This window comes from Streptomyces sp. NPDC042102, from assembly GCF_055582305.1.
The window spans coordinates 184932-202646 of the sequence record NZ_JBVJDL010000007.1 but is presented as its reverse complement, the minus strand read 5'-3'; the positions used below and the strand labels follow the sequence as shown (position 1 = coordinate 202646).

Sequence of the window (17715 nt, the reverse complement as noted above, 5' to 3'; positions counted from 1 at the left end):
GAAGTGGGCGTGGGCGCGCGAGAGTTGCAGAACCGCATCACCCGTCTCCTGGCCGACGCAGTGAGAGCTGACGTCGTGCCAGAGGCCTGTCCGGACTGGCTGCGACGGCCGGGGCGGATCGAGTGCCGCGCCATGTGGGAGACGGTGTCGGTGATGTACGGCGCGCTCACCGGGCTGGTGCTCCCGGAGCAGGCCCCTCGTCGTGAGCGGCGCAGCCTGGACGTCCTGCTGACCTACGAGGACGGGCAGCGGCAGATTCTGGAGGTCGACGAGAAGCAGCACTTCACGGGGGCCCGCGCGCTCACCCTGGAGCACTATCCGGCAGGGGCGGAGCTCGGCTTCGACGCCGCTCAATGGCTGGCCCGCTCGCGGGCCCTCGCCGGGCGCGAACCCGGCGGTGGTTTCGGCCGGCCGAAACCACCGCTGTTCCCCGGAGACGGGGGCCGTCATCGGCAGCGTGCCTTCCGGGACGCGCTGGCCGATCTCCTGCCGCCCGAGCACGGTTGGCTCCCGACCCTCCGGGTCAGCGATACGGAGGTCGCCGCCCTCGACTCCGCACGTGATGCGGCCGCCTCGCTCAGGGCACTGCTCCATCAGCGCGGTGTTCCGGCCTCGTATCTTCGCCAAGGCTCCTCCCGGACCGACCCCGGACGTGCCGGGCGCGGGCAGGCGGGTCAGCACACCTTGCGGTAGGGCGTTCCGGGGATGTACGTGCGCCATTCCTCGGGGGTGATGTCGCGGCCGGCCCGTTTGCAGACGGCGGCGGCCGCGCGTTCGGGTACGAGGTCGAACGCGGCCGTGTGGCCGCCGTCCAGGGCGCGCAGGACCCCGTCCTGACCGAACGTCAGGACGTCCGGGGCGCGGCCGCCGGTCGACAGGGGCCTGCCCAGCGCGAGCCGGGACCCGGTGTCCCAGATCTGCACCCGTTCCGCGCTGGTGACGGAGGCCAGCAGGGAACCGTCCTGCGAGAACACCGGTTCGTCGGCGTCGTCGACGATCTGGTTCCACGGGCTCGGAGCGCTGCCGGGGATGTGCGCGATCCGGGTCCGGCCGGTGCCGTCCCACAGCTCGACGGATCCGGTGTCCCGGACCAGCGCCATCAGGCGGCCGTCGGGCGAGAAGGTGAGGGCCCCGGCGGCGCCGGGGCCCCACGCCTTGTCCCGGACGGCACCCGAGGCGAGATCGAGGACATGGCCGGTCGTCGTGGCGAACACGGCGCCGTCCGGGCTGAACCGCCCGTAGCCGGTGGTCTGCGGGAAGCGGTGGATCTCCTCGCGCCGCTCCACGTCCCAGACCTGGATGGTGCCGCCCTCTCCGTTGCGTACGCCGCCTTCGACGACGTACGCGGAGACGTACCGGCCGTCGGGAGAGAGGGTGAGCCGGCGGACGGTGTCGTCACCGGGAGCGAAGCGGTGGACCTCCCGGTTGCGCACGGTGTCCCACACGACGATGTGCTGCGTGCCCTCCGGGGTGACGTCGGTGAAGGCCAGCACCGCGCCGTCGCGGCTCAGGGCGTTGTAGACGTGCCGGGTCGCCACCTCCCGCCACCGCTGGGGCACCGTCAGCAGGGTCCGGCCGGTCGCCACGTCGACGAGCCGCTGCTGCATCTGCGTGAAGCCTTCGCGGATGACCGCCTTGGTCCCGTCGCCGGACACCGCGGCAGCCACGAGATCGCGGTCGGGCGCCGGCAGGTCCAGTACGGCCGAGAGGTCCACCCGCTGGACGGCACTGTCGGAAGCGGACAGCACGAGCAGGCTCTTCGAGGTCTCGTCGAGTACGGCGTGGTCGAACCGCCCGCGCTGCCGCCGCTCCGACATCGGGGGGACGGTGGCCAGGACCTTGCCGCCGTCGGTGCGCCTGATCTCGACGTCGCCCTCGGGGGTACGGCCGAGCAGATAGTTCCCCTTCGAACTCAGCCGGACGTCCGTGAGCCGGATGTACGTGGACCCGGTCGCCCTGCCGCTCGTGTCCCAGAAGGACACCGAGGTGTAACCCCCGGCCCCGGCCCCGGAGCCCCCTCCGTCGGCGGCGCCCCGCGGGGTGTCGACCTGCATGCGCGCGATCCTGCTTCCGTCGGGACTGAAGAGGGTCACCCGACTGCACGCGTACGGGTCGGAGTCCGCCAGGCGGACGGACCCCGTCCCGTCGAGCCGTGACAACCGCAGGCCGCCCGTGGCGTCGCACGTCACGTGGTGGACCCCGTCCGGGGACACGTCACGCGCATCGGCGGCGACGAGCTTTCCCGACGGGTCCAGGACGCGTCCGCGCCCGGGGGCGGTCTGCGCGTCGCCGTCGACGACGTGGCCCTGGTTGGTGAGGTGGAGCCCGTACGTGTCGTCCGCCGCGAGGGGGAAGGCGCCGGCCAGGGCCTTTCCCGTGGCGAGTTCGACGACTTCCGCCCGCCCCGGGCTCGCCTCGCGCAGGACGAGCCGGCCGTCCGGGCTGATCACGGGTCCCCCGCTCCCACCCCACAGGAGGTCGCCGGACAGCGGCCGGGACGTGCGTGCGCCCGCCCCGGCTGCCGGCGACGCGAGGTCGGTGAGCGTGAACATGACCGGGGTGTGGACGACCACCGCGTTGCCCGTCTCGGTCAGGACCCTCCCCGACTGCTGCCCGCTGTCCACGCGCGGCAGGGCCACGGTCTCCGACTCGAGCTGGGTGAGCGACGCGTAGAGCGCGGCCCGGGACTCGGGGACGGAAGCGATGCGGTAGGCGGCGAGACCGAGCAGCCTGGCCGTGTCGGGCTCCTGGGCGCGCAGGCTGTCCGCGGCCTGGGCCACCGTGCGGGCCCTGGCCTCCTCCTGACGGCGTTTCGCCTCGGCGGCGCGCAGAGCGGCCTCGCGGTTCTGCAGGTAGGCGACGGCCCCGGCGAGGAGGGCGAGCGCCGTGACGGCGGCCAGGCCGGCCCGCAGCCGGCGGCGGCGGCGGACGGTACGGGCGGCCTCGGTACCGGCGGCCGAAAGGAAGTCCCGTTCGGCCGGATTGGGACGCAGGTACGGGGGCGCCGTCGGAAACCAGTCGAGCAGCACGCGGAGTTCGGATCCGCCGGGCAGGTCCTCCGTGCGCCTGCCGTGGGCGGCCCACCGGTGGGTCGCGGCGGTCAGGCGCTGCCGGTGGACGAGGCCGGTCCGGTCGGCGGCCGTCCACGCGCGCAGCCTGCGCCACGCCGGCAGGAGGGCCGTGCTCACCGGGCGCAGCGCGCCGTCGGGCTCGACGACGAGGACGCCGGCGTCGGTGAGGACCTGGGCGACGCGGGTGAGGGCACGCTGTTCGGCGTCGGGCCGGCCGGCGAAGATTTCTTCCCGCGTGGCGGTGCGGACGGTGTCCTGGGAGCCGTCGAGCGCGCCGCCCGGCACGGTCAGGCGCAGCAGGAGGTCGCGGGCGAGGATCTGCTCCTCGGGGGCGAGGGCTTCGTAGGCGGCCTCGGCGAGGTCGCCGAGCGGCGGCGCCGCCTCGGCGGCGGACAGGCGGGAGGCCTCGTCGGCCTGCAGGGCACCGGCCCGCAGGAGTGCGAGGCGGCGATCGTCACCGGGAGCTTCCGCCGCGTCACCGGAAGGCTCCTCCGCGTCGCCGGAAGGCTCCTCCGCGTCGCCGGAGCCACCGGAGCCACCGGCCCCCGCCGGCTCCACGGCGGGCTCCGGCGCCACCGGACGCACGGGTTCCGGGATCGCCGGGCGCACCGGTTGCGGGGTCGCGGCATCGACGAGTCCGGTCAGGAGATCCCGGGCAGCGGGCCGCAGCGCCGGATCCTTGGCCAGCGAGGCGGCGATCAGCGGACGCAGGCGGCGCGGGAGCCGGGAGAGATCCGGATCGACCGAGGTGGTGCGGTAGACCGCCTCCGCGACCGTGTCCCCGCGGAACGGCTCGGTCGCGGCGGCCGCGAACAGCACCACGGCTCCCCAGGCGAACACGTCCGAGGCGGTGGTGGCCCCGTGACCGGAGAGGACCTCGGGAGCCATGTAACCGAAGGTGCCCATGATGGCGCCCCCCACGGTCACGGACGTGTCGGGGGCGCGGGCGATGCCGAAGTCGATGACGCGGGGTCCGTCGGGTCCGAGCAGCACGTTGCCGGGCTTCAGGTCACGGTGGACCACTCCGGCGGTGTGGATGGCGGCGAGAGCGGTCGCCGCGCCCGTGGCCAGGCGGAGCACGGCGTCCTCGCCGAGCGGTCCCCGGGCGCGCACCTCCGCGGCCAGGGTGGGGCCGGGGACGTACTCGCTGACCAGGTACGGGGTGTCCCCGTCGACGGCCGCGTCGAGCACCCGCGCCGTGCAGAACGCGGCCACGCGCCGGGCGGCCCCGGCCTCCCTGGCGAACCAGGCGCGCACGGCCGGATCGGCGTCGTGGCGCAGGGCCTTGAGCGCGACGCGCGTGCCGTGCGCGTCGTAGGCCTCGTACACCACTCCCTGGGCGCCCGCGCCGAGACGCGCCGCCAGACAGTACGCACCGATCCGCTCGGGATCCTCGGGCAGCAACGGCGATGCGCTCACGTGGACGGCTCTCCCCCTCGGCTTCAGGACGGCTCCGGCGCGGTACGCCGACGGGATCATGCTGGACCATGAATCTGACATTCCGCCAGGTCCCGCGACGGACAGCACGGGGAACCGGGTCAGGCCGCGAGATCCTTGCGGCGGACGTGGCGCAGGCCGGCGAGGTCGGCGTGGTAGAGCTCGCCGTCGTCGTTGTCCACGACGTTCCGGCGGGCGGCGCCTCCCCCGGCCGCGCCGCGGAAGAAGGCCCGCAGCCAGTAGTACGGCTGGAGCGGCAACCAGCACAGCCCGCACAGCCAGCGGTACACGGCCCGCCAGAACCCGGGGCGCGCCCCGTCGGCGGCCCGGACCACCCGTATCCCGGTGATCAGCTTGCCGACGCTCGCCCCGCACAGCACCGTCAGGACGACCTGGTTGACGAGGGAGACGCCCAGCAGCAGGGCCAGGGCGGTCAGCGGCCGGCCGTCCTCACCGCGCGCCAGCAGGTACGGGCCGGCCACCGCCACCGTGAGGTCCACCGTGGCGGCCAGCAGCCGCCGCCCCTCCCCCGCGGGCCGCGGCACGCGCCGCTGCGGTGCATGCCCGTGGGGCCACGGCTGCTGCGCGTACGGGGTCCCGTAGGGGGGCTGCGGGGCGTACGGCGACACGGGCGACTGCGGGGCGTACGGCGACCCTGGTACCTGCGGGGAGTGTCCCTGGCCGTGGGCCGGGTACTGCGGGTACTGCGGGTACCCCTGATCCATCGGTGGCGTGCTCATGCCCACATCATGCTGCACCGGTGCAGGTGAAGCGGCCCGGCCCCGGGCCGGGCCCCGGGAACCGGTCAGGGCCCGGCGCCCCAGACGACGAGCTCACCGACGAACGAGCGCGTGGCGGTGTCGAACTCTCCGACCGTGATCGCCGCGACCCTGCCCCCGCCCGAACTCACGCAGTAGCGCTCCCCCGTTCGGACCGGGAAGAACGGCGCCCCCTGAGTGGCGATCAGCTCCGCGCAGCCCTGCCGACCGGGGGAGGTCTTCCCCGGCCAGCGGGCGATACCGGCCCCCGGCAGAACGTAGATCGTGTGCTGCGGGCTGTCGCCGGTGTCGTAGTTCACGTAGAAGCTCGCGCCGGTGTTGCTGGGCAGCAGCCTCGGTACGCGCGCGTCCAGATCGACGTACGTCAGCCGCATCTTCCCCGACCAGCCCTGCGCCGTGTCCGCGGCGGCCGAGGGCGTGACCTGCGGGGACCGGGACGGTGTGACGGCGGAAGCGGCCGGTGGCCGGGCGGGCGAGGAGCCGGCGCCACCCGGATCACCCCGCCCGAGCACCGCGACCGCCACCGCGGCGGCCACAGCGGTGGCCGTGGCCGCCGCGACGGCGGCGATCACCGCCGTACGCGAGCGGCGTACGTGGAAGTGCTGCTCGGTGACGTGCTGGTCCCTGCCGGCCTGGAAGACCCGCGCCTGACCGGACGCCCGGGCATCCGAGCGACTGCCGCCGTGTTCGTCCGTCATCGCTCGCTGATGTGCTGGTCCCGCCCCGCCTGGTACACGCGGGCGTTCCCCGTCGCCCGCGCGGTCATCCGGACCTCACCCACGTCGGCCGCCCGCTCCGCGGACGGCCCGCCGACCTCGTCCAGGAGCGCCCTGAGCGCCCCGGCGATCTCCGGGTTCTCGACCAGCAGACGACGCACGCGCCCCTGCCACTCCGCGCGCAGCTCGGCCTCGGACAGCTCGTCGCTTCCGGACCGGGCGGCGAGCAGATCGTCCCGGCTGGCGTCGAGATCGGTACCCACCGCGTCCGCCCGCTCGGGATACACGCGCCGCCATACCGCGACGACGCCGTCCCGCAGCCGCGGCCACGCGTCCGTGGCGGCCGAACTGATGATGGCGGCGGAAGCCGCCTGTGCGAGCTCGTTCAACAATGTCCCCTCCCTTGACACTTCCGGAAATGGTATGCCAACGCGCCCTGAGCGGGTGGTTCGTGATGCCGCGGTGCGGCCGAGAAGGGCGTTCGGCGACCTCCGGGGGCGGGCATCTTACAGACAGGACCGCACAGAAGCGGTCGCGACCGCGCCATCCGTCTCATCGAGGTGATCGGAGGGGGGTAATTCCCTTACGGGGTACGGGAGTCCGGCTTTCGGCCCGGCGTCCGCGCCCCCTACGATTCAACTGACCCCACGGCGTCGGCGGGTGTGCCGGGTGAGGTGTGTGGGCCGGGAGGGGGGGGAGGCTGTGGCGAGATCCGGACGTGTCCGGTCCTGGCGGCTGCCGGAATCGGTCCCGGCCATCGTGGCCGGCGGGCTCGGCACGCTGGTGATCGGCGTGACGATCGGCCTGCTCGTCGACCCGTCGGCACTGGCCGGCACCGGCGCATACCTCTTCGGCACGGGATTCCTCCTCGCCGTCGGACTGTACGGATCCACGTACTCGATCGACCTGGGGGCGTTACGCGCCGATCTCTCCGGTGTCGTGGCGGCGGTGACGCTCGGCGTCGTCCTGAAGGCGTCCCTCATCGCCGGCGTGATGGTGCTGGCGTTCGACCGGCCCGAGTACCTGGTGCTCGGCATCGCCGTGGCCCAGATCGACCCGCTGTCGGTCGCCGCGCTCGGCAAGGGCGACCGCATGTCGCCGCGCGCCCGTTCGCTGCTCACGGCGTGGGCGTCGTTCGACGATCCGATGACGGTACTGCTGACGCTGTACGTCGCCGCCTACGCGTATACGAGATCAGGGCGCGAGGGCATGCCGGCCGTCGCCGGCGGCGGCGCCGACGGCTACCTGGACGGCCTCGCGCTGAACGCGGCGCTGCTCGCCGGGGTCCTGCTCCTGTGGTGGGCCGGGCGCAGGGTGCTGCGGGCGCTGGCGGGTTCGAGGGCGGCGGCCGAGGCGCTCGCGGGCACGCCGCTGGGCCGGCGGACCGGGGCCGCCCTGACGGGAGTGCTGGTCGTGGCGACGCTCGTGGTCGCCGCGAGCGGCATGCTGATGCTCGCCGTGGCGCTGGCCGGTCTGGTCGTCCGGACACCGGCGTTCGACAAGGTCGTCGACGGCGCCGTCGCCGGTGCCTATCTGGCCGCCTCCCTCGCCCTCGGGCTCTTCCTGGCCCAGGGGGTGTCGCTGCTGCCCGGACTCGTCCTCGGCGTGACTGCGTTCGGTGCGCAGGCGGTGGTCGCCCTGGGCGTCATGCCCGTGTTCGTCAAGGGGCTGGAACGGCGGGACAGGGCAGCGCTCGGGCTGGGCCAGCAGAACGGCATCACGGCCGTCCTCATCGCCCTCGCCCTGGAACGCGATTTCCCCGGCACGGTCTCCGTCGTCGGACCCGCCGTCCTCACCGTCAACCTGCTGCACGCCACGTCGCAGGTGCTGCTGACGGGGGCGCCGCGCCGGTGGCGAGGTCGCGGCCGGGGAGAACCCGACACCGTCGAGGAGCGTCCCCGCGACCAGGGGAAGCCCGAGCCCTTGGCGCGTGAGCCGTTGCCGGGCGGGCGACCTGGGGGCTGAACACTGGCCCGGCCGGGGTGGAACACGGGGGTGGTGCATGGGTGTCACAGGGGTGTCAGGGGAACGGGCCGGGAAACCGGTGGGGGCAGCGACGGGCCAGGGAGGGTGCGCATGAGGCAGTGGACGGGGCGCAGAGGCGCGAGGGCGGGGTGGCGGAGGATCGCGAGCGGCGCCACCGCCGGGGCGGCGCTCCTGCTGACGGCCGCCACCCCGGCGTTCGCCCTGGCGTCCGGCTCAGGGTCCGGCTCGGGGTCCGGGTCCGGGGCCGGGTCCAAGGAGCGTGACGTCCACCTCGTGTACTGCCTCGACACCGCGCATCGCGCGGACCTCGTCGCGGCGGGGCTGCGTCTCGGCCTCCTCCAACCCGGCACGTCGACGGCGGCCTCCGTGACGCCGACCGCCGACGGCGCCGCCGCCATGACACCGGAGACCTGGGCCGACCGGCATCGGGACGACTTCGGCCGGACCTGCGCCGCGCTGATGGGGGCCGCCGCCGACTCCCCCGGCGCGGGGGGCGAGGCCAAGAAGGACGACGGCTGGCTCACGACGTTCCTCGCCGCCCTCCCCGCTCTCGTCCTCGGCGCCCTGCTCACCCTCGGCGGCCAGGCCTCGGAGCGGCTCTCCACGGAACGGCGCCGGCTCGGCCAGCAGTTGGACGCCTCGACCGCCGCCTACCGGGCCGCCGCGCGGGAGTATCTGAGGGCCTACGAGGACGATGCGCAGGCGGACCACGCGGCGGTGGTGACCGCGCGCGAGGCGCTGGACTCGGCCCTCGCCCAGGTCGACGCGCCCGGCGCGCGACGCAGCCGGGCCCGGCTCCTGGCCGAGACGCTGCCGCTGGCCGGGCCCCTGCCCGAGTTCGTCGACGGCGAGCGGCTGGGCGCGGACGCGCGTGGCCACGGGGCCCGGGACACCCGCCGGTCGGTGGACCAGGCGCTGGGCGCCGTGTCGGATCTCAACAGACGTGCCCTCCACTGGAGATGGCGTACCGTACGCGAGCGGCTGTCTCGCACGGACCGGGGAGCGGCCGTATGACGGTGCCCAGCCAGCACAACCCGTACGGCGTGCGCGTGCCGACGAAGAAGCAGGGTCTGAGGAACGTCGCCTCCCCGCCTCGGGACGATCACCCTCTGGTGCCCTGGAGCGAGGCGAGTCACAGCGAGCAGTGGGTGGACGTCGATCACGCCAAGGCCCAGGTGGACGTCTTCCGCAAGTGGCTGGACACGCTCCCGGAAGTCGTCGACGGCGGTGTCGACCACGGGTGCCTGGTCGTGGTCACCGGCCCGATCGGCATGGGCAAGACCAGTCTGATCCACCGGTGCGTCCACGAGGCGCGGGAGTACATCGGTACGCTGAACCCGGAACCGCCGCTGAAGCACTTCGTGGCGATGACGGCCGGCTACGGCAACAACGGCCGCGCCATCAGCACGGACGACGACGGCAACTTCGCACCGACCCGGCTCATCAACTCCAGGATTCTCAAACAGATCGTCGGTGAGCTGCGCAAGCACCAGACCAAGGTCGACGCCGGGCTGCCCAAAGAGCCGCCGGGAGACGCGTTCACGACGATCAGCGAGCTGCTCGAGGCACAGGACGCCCTGCTGTTCGTCATCGTGCCGCACATCGCCTGGAAGGACACGGGCGCACGGACCCGCTTCCTGAAGACCTGTCTGAGCCATGCGCGGAGCCGGATCGTCCTCTTCGTCGAGGTCAGTCTCGGGGAGACCGAGGAGGCTCTGCACGTGACCAGGGAGCTGCGGCACCCGGCGGTCACCCATCTCGCGCTCGGCCACCTCAAGGACGAGGACAGGGTGACGTTCCACCAGAGCGCCCGCTCGGGCCACCCCGACCCCGACGCGTCGCTGCTGACGGGGTGGGAGCCCACCGACGTACGGGAGTTGCGGCAGGTGTACCACGCCGCGGCCGAACACCAGATACGCAACGAACAGCCGGTCCGCATCACCGCCGAGCAGCTCAGGCAGCACGCTGAGGCCCTCAACCAGGAGGCCAGGCGCCGCCTGCTCGGCGAGGCGGGCCCGGACCCCGGCCCCGATCCCGCCCCCGACCCGAACCCCGCCTCCGACCCGTCCGACGGATCCCCGCCACCCGCCGGATCCTGACCCACGTCCCCACACCTGCCCGCCGCCCGGATCGCATCATTGGAAACACGAGGAGTGCCCGCCGTGGCCCCAGACAGTGGAGACATCTGGCACAGCAACCCGTTCCCCCTGACCCCCGTCGTGCGTCTCGGGCCATCCTCGGACCTCGGGAACGCGCCCGTCGAGCGGGCCGACTCGGGCAACGCGACGGTCTCCACCCCCACCACGGAGGAACTCTCCCGGCTGGTCGAGGACTACTTCATCGACCAGCCCGGCGGGGGCCGCCGGGGCCGGGTGATCGCGCTGGTGGGCGAGTTCGGTCTGGGCAAGAGCCACGCGCTGCGCAAGGTCTCCGACGATCTGGGCGGGCTGCCGGAGCCGCTGACCCTGTGGAGCATGGACGAGCCGGTCCAGGACATGGGACGGATGTACCGGGACCGGTTACGCGGCCCGGGCGACACCCCTCAGGGCCAACGGCGCTTCGAGAAACTCGTCCACCGCTACTACACCTACGTGATGGCCAACCGCGTGGCCGCCCAGGGCCACGATCCGCGCCTGGGCGGGCTCGACGAGATCGCGTCGGCGCTGCGGGCCGGCAGCCTCGACCCCGACAAGGTCGTGTCGGCGCTGCGCTACGACCCCGAAGTGATCCATGCGGACCTGCGCCGCGCGTTGGGCTCGGTCACCGAGCACCGCCGGTTCGCCACCGCGCTGGCGCTGTTCCAGGATCCGTCGTTCACCCGGATGGTGTGGGAGTGGCTGGGCGGTGAGGAACCGGCCGAGCCGCTGCGCGAGCGCGGCATCACCGAGGCCATCGGGCCCTCCGCGGGGACGAACGGCCCTGAGCACATCAACGCCGGCATCGACCGGGTCTTCGACGCCCTGGCGGTCCAGGCCGTCCTGCACGGCACGGTCAGCAGCCCGTACGCACTGCTGATCGACTCCCTGGAGAAGGTCCTGGAGTGGCGTGAGGACCACTTGCGCACCTTCATGGACGCGTTCGAACGGCTCGTCAACATCTACGCCAGCCAGGGCGGTCTGCTGGTCTTCTGCGTGTCGCCGCGGGGGCTGCGCGAGCTGCGGCCGAGTGTGCACGAGCGGCTGGTGCAGCTGTGGCCGGCCGCGTTCGACGAACGCCTCACCGGACAGCTGGTCGCCGCCTACGTCGCGGCGGGCGGCGAGCCGGGCGAGGGCGCCGGCACGCCTGCCCGCCCGACCTCCGAACCGTCCGCCGGCCCGTCCTTCGGTCCGTTCGACCGGGAGGCGATCGGGCTGCTGCACGAACTGACCGAGGGCGTGCCCCGCGAAGTCCTCAAGACCTGCCGCCAGGCGTGGCAGATCGCCGAGGACCGGGACCGCGCCCGCGAGGACGGCGCGGAGAGCGGCGTACGGCGCGTGAGCGCCAGGGACGTGCTGCTGGCGGTGGGCCGGCTGCACGAGCAGGTCTCGCGGCGTCACATCGTGACGGACGTACGCAAGGCCCTGGACCTCGGGCAGTGGCGGATCGCCTCGCGCGACCCGGTCCCGGACCGCCTGTCGTCCCCGCCCGGGACCCCCGAGGAGGTGCTGCACTGGCTCTCCCCCGCCCCGAACGCCTACCTCGCGGTGCTCCTGACCAACTCCGTCCTCGTCGCCGACGACGCCGAGCGGATCGCCGCCCAGGTCCACGGTCTGCGCAGCGCGGTCAGCCCGGGCCGGTGCGAGGTGCTGCTCGTGGTCAGGGGCCATGTGTCGCACACCATGCAGGACCGTCTGGGGCGTTCGATCGGCTCGCGGCCGCTGGTGTACGAGCAGCGGGACTTCCCGCGTACCGTGGACGCGGCGCTGCGCAAGCTGGGCACGCGGCTCTCGGACGGCCGCCGCGAGGAGGGCCTGGTCCAGCTGGGCGAGCGCATGCGGCGCGACCTCGAGCAGCAGACCGCCGAACTCGCCGAACTGCGCCGGGCGATGAACACGTGGGTCCCGGAGATGCGGTCGCGTGCGTTGCCCCCCGGCGGGGCGCGGACCGCCCCGTCCCCGGGCGGACCGACGGCGGTCCTCGATCTCCCGCCCGGGCGGGAGCCGGACCCCGAACCGGTCGCCGCGGATCTTCCCGGGGCGGTACGGCACCGGTTCCACGAGGCGCTCGCGGTCCTCGACACGGTCACTCGGCGCATCGCGGGGAGAGCGGTCGAGCGGCGCTCCACCGCGACGCAGGGAGACCTCGGTGTCCTCGGCTGCGCCACCCTGGTGCGGGCGCTGACCGAGCACTTCCGCGGGTCCGTGGCGGCCTGGCACCGGTCCGCCGCACAGGGCGCCCCGAGTGATCTCCAGTGGGGCGATCTGCGGCGGATCTGCCGGGAGTACGAGAGCGCGGTCGAGGTCCTCCCGACGCATCTGCTGGGCAGCCCGGGCCCGCCCCACCCGCTGACGGCGGCCCGTACGGTCGAGGTGCTCGCGGAGGAGGTGTGGTCCGCGCTCAGCGCGGCGGCGGTGTGATCCCCCGGACGGCGTCGGCCAGCCGCATCAGCTGGCTGTCGGCGTTGCCGACCTGGGTCTGGTCGAGGGTGACCCCGACGAGGAACTCGCGCGGCGAGATCCAGACGAGGTAGACCGCACCCTCCTGCACGTCCAGGACCAGCCGCTCGACGGCCGGACGGCCCGGGTCCGCGGGGGCGACGAGGTTCAGCGCGTCGGTGAGGCGGACCAGGTGGCCGCGCAGGCCCCGGGACAGGTCCCGGTAGGCGCTGCGCCGGGTGCGCACGCTGACGTTCATGAACTTGTGGCCGAGGTCGGGCGATTCGAAGACGTCGCCCGCGCACACCAGCGTCCAGTCGCGGTAGTAGGCGGCGTAGTGGAGATCGGTGGTGTTCACATGGCCGATCCACCGGGCGCGCAGGCCTTCCTCGTACATGGGATCGGCCGGCGCGGCGGTGCCGAAGTCGACGCGCAGGGGGACGCGTACGCCGTCGACGGAGGAGAGATTGGGCTTGGCCTTGCGGTCGCCACCCGGCAGTTCGTCGGACAGCCGGTGCACCTCGACCCGGATCCGGGTGACCAGCTCGTTCATCACGGCGTCCATCAGGTCGACGTTGCCGGCGTCGTCGGCGATGGCCGCCAGGTACTCCCCCGGCTTGACGCGCCCGCCCCACAGGCCGCCCCGGCCGTGGGCGACGACCGTGCGCATCAGCTCCCCGGTGCCCAGCGGCAGCAGCAGCGCGTTGACGTCCTGGGAGCACAGCAGCAGCCGGCTGCCGGGCAGGGACTCCTCCTCCGCCGCGTCGCCGGGGTCGGTGACCATGCTGCTCAGCGGGTGCCGGTCGGTGCGGCCGACGACGAAGTCGAGGATGCCGTTGCTGAAGTGGGACAGCGACCGGATCCCACCGGCCCTGGCCACCGCCTCGACGCACAACAAGGTTATCCTGCCGTGCCGTTCGGGACGCCAGTGGTGTTCCTTGAGCGTCTCGGTGAGCTGCGGTGCCGGGGCTGCCACGGTCCACTCGCCTTTCGGTGTACGACGGGAGGCTTCCAGATTGCTACGCGCTTGCGTCCGCTTCCTACAGGTCCGGCAGCTCCAGGTCGATGTCGAAGCCCGACGGCGGGGCCGGGCGGTCCGTGTCGGCGCCGGTCAGCCGCGCGTGATGGGCCCGCACCCGCCGCCCGTCGGGGCGGTGTGCGACACCGAGGTCACGCAGCCTGGACAGGGCGCTCTCGGCGAGGGCGACGGCTTCCTCGCGGCGGCCGGCCGCGGCGAGGGTCGCGGCGAGCGAGTTCTCCGCGGCGGTGACCCAGGCGTGGGCCTGGCCGAGCTTGAAGGTGAGCCGGCCCACGGCGTTGCGGCCCAGGCTCTCCGCCTGCGTCAGGTCCCCGATCGCCCGGAGGTACACCCCGTGCCGGACGTTGCTGAGCGCCGTGAACGGGTGGCCCACGCCGAACCGCTCGCCCAGCACCTGCCCGCACAGCCGGGCCTGTGTCTCCGCCTCGTCCGTCTTGCCGAGGGCGTGCAGGTCGGCGGCGTAGCTGAACTGGCAGCGCAGGGTGTCCAGGCGGTCGAGTCCGAAGCGGTTGACGTACAGCCGCAGGGCACGCAGGTCGCGCTCGTGGGCCATCTCGTAGCCGTAGCGGGGATCCCGGACGGACGGGAAGCCGTCGGCCAGGCGGCGCTCGCTGGCGGCGAGGCCGACCTCGGTCCGCAGCCGTGGCCCGTCCCAGACGTCGCCCTGCCGGCGCAGCCGCTGGCGCAGCAGGTCCCGGGCCTCACCGTCGCGCCCCGTCGCCCGGTAGAGGTAGGCGAGCAGGTCGGTCATGTCCCAGGCACCCGGGTCGTCCTTGCCGCCGACGGCCTGCCGGTGGCGGAAGCGTTCCTGGAGCCGGGTGAGGGCGGCGCTGACACGTCCCGTGAGCGCCTCGGTGAGGGCGAGGTTGTACTCGGCCTGCACGGTCGCCGGGTGGTGCCGTCCGAGCAGCAGGGTCAGGCCCTCCACGGAGGGTCTGACCTGGACCAGCGCGTCGCCGAACCGGCCGAGGGCGCGCAGGGTCGCGGCGTGCGAGTCGGCCGAGAGCAGGGTCCGGGGGTGGACGAGGCCGAGGAGTCTGCGGTGGCCGCGCAGCGCCTCCTGGGAGAATTCGCGGGACTTCTCGTGCGCCCCGGACAGCCGGTGGGCGCGGGCGGTCAGGTTGAGCAGCCGCAGGTATTCGGGGCTCTGCTCGTCGCCCTCGTCGCGCCACGCCCGACGGGCCTGGCCGGCGATGTCGAGGAGGCGGGTGAGGTCGGCGCTCTCGCCGCGCGAGCCGAGCGACTGGAGGTGGCGGAGCAGTGAGCGGCGTACCCGGGGCCGGGTGTCCTCCCACAGCCTCAGGCTGTACACCTCGCGCGCCCAGTCGGCGGGGAGGTCCTCGTCGTGGCGCGCGTACTCGGCGAGGACACCGCGCAGGACCCACTCTATGTACTGCCGCGCCTCGGGGTCCATGTCCTCGCGGATCAGGTCGCGCAGCGCATGGTGCTGCGCGAGGGGCTGGACCTCGCTGTCGAAGTCGACGTCGAGCAGGCCGACCCGGGCGAGCGACCACAGGGCGACGCTCACCATGTGCTCGTCGGGCAGTTGCACGTCGTACGGCTGGCGCAGCGCGTTGTCGCCTCCGTCGCCTCCGGTGCCGCGGGGTTCCGAGGAGTCGTCGCGGGCCAGCTCGGACAGGATGCGGCGCGAGCGCAGCAGTTCCAGGCCCATGCCACGGCCGGTGAGCAGCGACGCCGCCCCGAGCAGCCAGCCGAGCGCGTCCTGTGCGGGGCTCTCCGCGCGCCAGGCGGCGGCGCCCGGTGTGCCCTGCGCGAACTGACGGGCGACGCGCACCATGACGGCGACCGGGGTGACGGCTCCGGTGGTGCTCACGCGCAGGAGTTGGGTCTTGGCGGCGCGGTAGGCGTCCAGGAGGTCGGCGACGGCGGCGGCGGCCGCCGTGTCGGGCGGCATGTGGTCCTCGCGACGGTGGGTCGCGGCCCGCTCGGCGAGGCAGCGGGCCGCCAGATGCAGCGCCAGCGGTACGAAGTCGACGACGCTGCCGATCTGTTCGGCCTGGTCGGGGCCGAGTTCGGGCAGTCGTTCGGCCAGCAGCTCGCCGCATGCCGCACCGGTCATGGGGGGCATCACGGTGGCCGTCAGGTAGGGCGGGGGGCCGTTCCCGGGCTCCTCCTCCACGGGGGCGACACGGCTGGTGATCAGCACATGGCCCCGCTCGTGCGGGACGGGGAGCAGTCCGTTCAGCTCGGCGGGGTCGGTCGCGCCGTCGTACACGATCAGCCAGCTCTCCGCGTCCGGGTCGGGGCGCGAGAGCCGGTTGAGGAGCGGGGAGATGTCGCCGTCGGCGGGGGCCGCGCCGAGTCGGCCCTCGGCCGTGCCCAGGTGCGCGGCGAGCCTCGTCAGACCGCGGCGCAGGCGCTGCGGTTCCCAGGCGCGCACCCACCACACCACGTCGTACGCACCGCCGTAGCGGTGGCACAGCTCCCGTGCGGTCTCGCTCTTGCCCCAGCCGCTCGGGCCGTGCAGCACCAGGCCGGCGCCGTTGCCGCCGGCTTCGCGCAGCTGCTCCTGGAGCGAGACGAGCAGGTCGTCGCGGTCGATGAAGGCGCCGGCGCGCGCGGCGACGTTGGTGATCTCGGGCAGGCGCGGGAAGCGTACGCTCCTGGCGCCCTCGCGGGGCCGGTCGGACCCGAGGCCGAGTCCGGCGTAGAGGATCCGCAGTGCCTCGTCCTCGGTGGCCGTGCGCAGGTCGATGCGTTCGTGGTGCGCCGCCTCGGCGTGCGGGAAGGGCTCGTCGACCAGGACGATCCGCACGTCCGTGTGGGACAGCGCGCCGATCTGGGCCAGGAGGGTGTCGTCCCCGTCACCGGGCGAGAGGAAGAGCAGGGCCGTACCGCGCTCGGGCCGTTCTCCCATGTAGGCGTCGACCCGGCGCAGTTCGGTGCTGATGCCCCGTTCGTCGAGCCGGTCGCGCAGCCAGGCCGCCCAGGGGACGTAGCGCCCCGAGTGGACGACGGTGACGCGGGTGAGCCGCGGCGCGCGGCGGACCCGCAGCCAGTCGGCGAGTTGTTCGTAGTACGGGCGCAGGCCCACGACGGTGCCCGCGTCCTCGGTCTCGACGGCGAGGGCGCGGCTGTCCAGGTAGAGGGGGTTGTACGGGATCTCGAGGAAGGGGTACTCGCGTTCGCCGCGGGCCTGGGCGAGCGCCGAGAACTTGCGGCGCACCCGTTCGCGCCCCTCGCGCAGCCGGTCCCCGACCCCGACGTCGCTCCTGAGCCCGAGGGTGAGCAGCCGTACGGGCCGGTCCGCGCGGCGCCCGGTCAGGTCGTCCGCGAGCGCGGCGACGCCGTCGACGGACCATGCGGTGAGCGCGAAGCAGAACACGAGCGCGTCGGCGGACTCCGCCAGTCTGCCGAGCACCTCGGCGCCGGGGTCCTGTGGCACCGGCGCCTCGATCAGGACGTGGTCGTAGCGTGCCGCGACGGGGTCGCCGCCGAGCGCGGCGAGCGCGTCCGGGGTGGCGGGGGCCGCGACGGTGACCTGCCCTGCCACCGGTTCGGGCACCGTGGCGCGCTCCGCCGGCTCCCCGGGGCGGCCGTCGACGAGCAGCACGCTGCGGTTGCGTTCGGCGAGGATGTCGGCCGTGTTGCGCAGGGTGGTGCTCAGCCCGAGGTTCTCGGAGGTGGTGAAGAAGACGGCGAACGAACCCACATGGTGCTGGGGGTTGGCGTCTGGCATGACCTCTCCGCTCGGCGGGGTGGCAGCGAATACAACTGGGCATAACGGACATTCAGGGGGTCAGTATAGGCCCCGGCCCGCCGTGATCCCGGTCGGCCGCGCGCAGGATCCGACCCGACGGGAGGACGGCCCCTCGACGCGCCCTGCCGCCCCCGGCCGTCCGGCTCCGCCCGGCCGGGTCCGGTCACTGGCTCTCCTTGTGCCCGGTGACGAAGGGATCGCCGGCCGTCTCGTGCACCCGCCGCAGCAGGGCGCCGAGCACGGAGTCGGGCAGGGCGGCGATGTCGTCGGGGGTGAGCGTGGCGATGTCCAGGACGACCGACTCCGCGTCGGACCCCGGGGGGACGGGAGCGGTGCTCTCGGCAACTGCCATGGGTTCCACTCCGTGAGTCGCGGCGGACCGGGAGGCCGGT

The 17715-nt window shown here is 73.8% G+C and carries 12 protein-coding genes; 5 read left to right on the top strand and 7 right to left on the bottom strand.

Features of this window, described 5'->3' with window-relative positions; genetic code table 11:
* Positions 1 to 9: 9 nt before the first annotated feature.
* Positions 10 to 693, top strand: a complete 684-nt coding sequence (locus tag ACZ6KO_RS26490; RefSeq protein WP_469306516.1) for a hypothetical protein — start codon at positions 10 to 12, stop codon at positions 691 to 693.
* Here the strand turns inward: ACZ6KO_RS26490 and ACZ6KO_RS26485 are convergent.
* The 4 genes from ACZ6KO_RS26485 to ACZ6KO_RS26470 form a co-directional block, all read right to left on the bottom strand.
* Complete coding sequence (locus ACZ6KO_RS26485) at positions 675 to 4490, bottom strand: protein kinase domain-containing protein (RefSeq protein WP_469306515.1); 3816 nt, start codon at positions 4488 to 4490, stop codon at positions 675 to 677. The two genes, ACZ6KO_RS26490 and ACZ6KO_RS26485, sit on opposite strands and share 19 nt — an antisense overlap.
* A 119-nt stretch (positions 4491 to 4609) precedes the next feature.
* Entirely contained in the window at positions 4610 to 5248 is a 639-nt protein-coding gene (locus ACZ6KO_RS26480) for an RDD family protein (protein ID WP_469306514.1), read from the bottom strand.
* A 65-nt stretch (positions 5249 to 5313) separates the two neighbouring features.
* The gene (locus ACZ6KO_RS26475; RefSeq protein ID WP_469306513.1) at positions 5314 to 5985 is read right to left on the bottom strand and encodes a hypothetical protein; all 672 of its coding nucleotides are present in this window, start codon (positions 5983 to 5985) and stop codon (positions 5314 to 5316) included.
* Positions 5982 to 6392, bottom strand: a complete 411-nt coding sequence (locus ACZ6KO_RS26470) for a hypothetical protein (protein WP_469306512.1) — start codon at positions 6390 to 6392, stop codon at positions 5982 to 5984. Before ACZ6KO_RS26470 ends, ACZ6KO_RS26475 begins: the two co-directional genes overlap by 4 nt.
* A 313-nt stretch (positions 6393 to 6705) precedes the next feature.
* Between ACZ6KO_RS26470 and ACZ6KO_RS26465 the strand changes: the two genes are divergently transcribed.
* The 4 genes from ACZ6KO_RS26465 to ACZ6KO_RS26450 all read left to right on the top strand — a co-directional run bounded on the left by ACZ6KO_RS26465 (position 6706) and on the right by ACZ6KO_RS26450 (position 12545).
* Positions 6706 to 7968: a hypothetical protein gene (locus ACZ6KO_RS26465; protein ID WP_469306511.1), complete on the top strand. Its 1263-nt coding sequence runs from the start codon at positions 6706 to 6708 to the stop codon at positions 7966 to 7968.
* 111 nt (positions 7969 to 8079) lie between these two features.
* Positions 8080 to 9003, top strand: coding sequence for a hypothetical protein (locus tag ACZ6KO_RS26460; protein ID WP_469306510.1), 924 nt, complete (start codon positions 8080 to 8082; stop codon positions 9001 to 9003).
* Complete coding sequence (locus ACZ6KO_RS26455) at positions 9000 to 10088, top strand: hypothetical protein (protein ID WP_469306509.1); 1089 nt, start codon at positions 9000 to 9002, stop codon at positions 10086 to 10088. The genes ACZ6KO_RS26460 and ACZ6KO_RS26455 overlap by 4 nt, the downstream gene beginning before the upstream one ends.
* 63 nt (positions 10089 to 10151) lie before the next feature.
* Entirely contained in the window at positions 10152 to 12545 is a 2394-nt protein-coding gene (locus tag ACZ6KO_RS26450) for a hypothetical protein (RefSeq protein WP_469306508.1), read from the top strand.
* Here the strand turns inward: ACZ6KO_RS26450 and ACZ6KO_RS26445 are convergent.
* The 3 genes from ACZ6KO_RS26445 to ACZ6KO_RS26435 all read right to left on the bottom strand — a co-directional run bounded on the left by ACZ6KO_RS26445 (position 12526) and on the right by ACZ6KO_RS26435 (position 17675).
* Entirely contained in the window at positions 12526 to 13539 is a 1014-nt protein-coding gene (locus ACZ6KO_RS26445; protein ID WP_469306507.1) for a hypothetical protein, read from the bottom strand. The genes ACZ6KO_RS26450 and ACZ6KO_RS26445 overlap by 20 nt on opposite strands.
* Before the next feature lie 64 nt (positions 13540 to 13603).
* The gene (fxsT, locus tag ACZ6KO_RS26440; RefSeq protein ID WP_469306506.1) at positions 13604 to 17302 is read right to left on the bottom strand and encodes an FxSxx-COOH system tetratricopeptide repeat protein; all 3699 of its coding nucleotides are present in this window, start codon (positions 17300 to 17302) and stop codon (positions 13604 to 13606) included.
* Positions 17303 to 17486: 184 nt separating this feature from the next.
* A complete protein-coding gene (locus ACZ6KO_RS26435) occupies positions 17487 to 17675 on the bottom strand; it encodes a hypothetical protein (RefSeq protein ID WP_469306505.1) in 189 nt (62 codons plus the stop codon).
* Positions 17676 to 17715: the final 40 nt, after the last annotated feature.

Bases quoted from the DNA above. Each gene is read 5' to 3' on its own strand.
- ACZ6KO_RS26480 (WP_469306514.1), bottom strand. From the start codon at position 5,248: ATGAGCACGCCACCGATGGATCAGGGGTACCCGCAGTACCCGCAGTAC.
- ACZ6KO_RS26475 (WP_469306513.1), bottom strand. From the start codon at position 5,985: ATGACGGACGAACACGGCGGCAGTCGCTCGGATGCCCGGGCGTCCGGT.
- ACZ6KO_RS26460 (WP_469306510.1), top strand. From the start codon at position 8,080: ATGAGGCAGTGGACGGGGCGCAGAGGCGCGAGGGCGGGGTGGCGGAGG.
- ACZ6KO_RS26455 (WP_469306509.1), top strand. From the start codon at position 9,000: ATGACGGTGCCCAGCCAGCACAACCCGTACGGCGTGCGCGTGCCGACG.
- fxsT (WP_469306506.1), bottom strand. From the start codon at position 17,302: ATGCCAGACGCCAACCCCCAGCACCATGTGGGTTCGTTCGCCGTCTTC.
- ACZ6KO_RS26435 (WP_469306505.1), bottom strand. From the start codon at position 17,675: ATGGCAGTTGCCGAGAGCACCGCTCCCGTCCCCCCGGGGTCCGACGCG.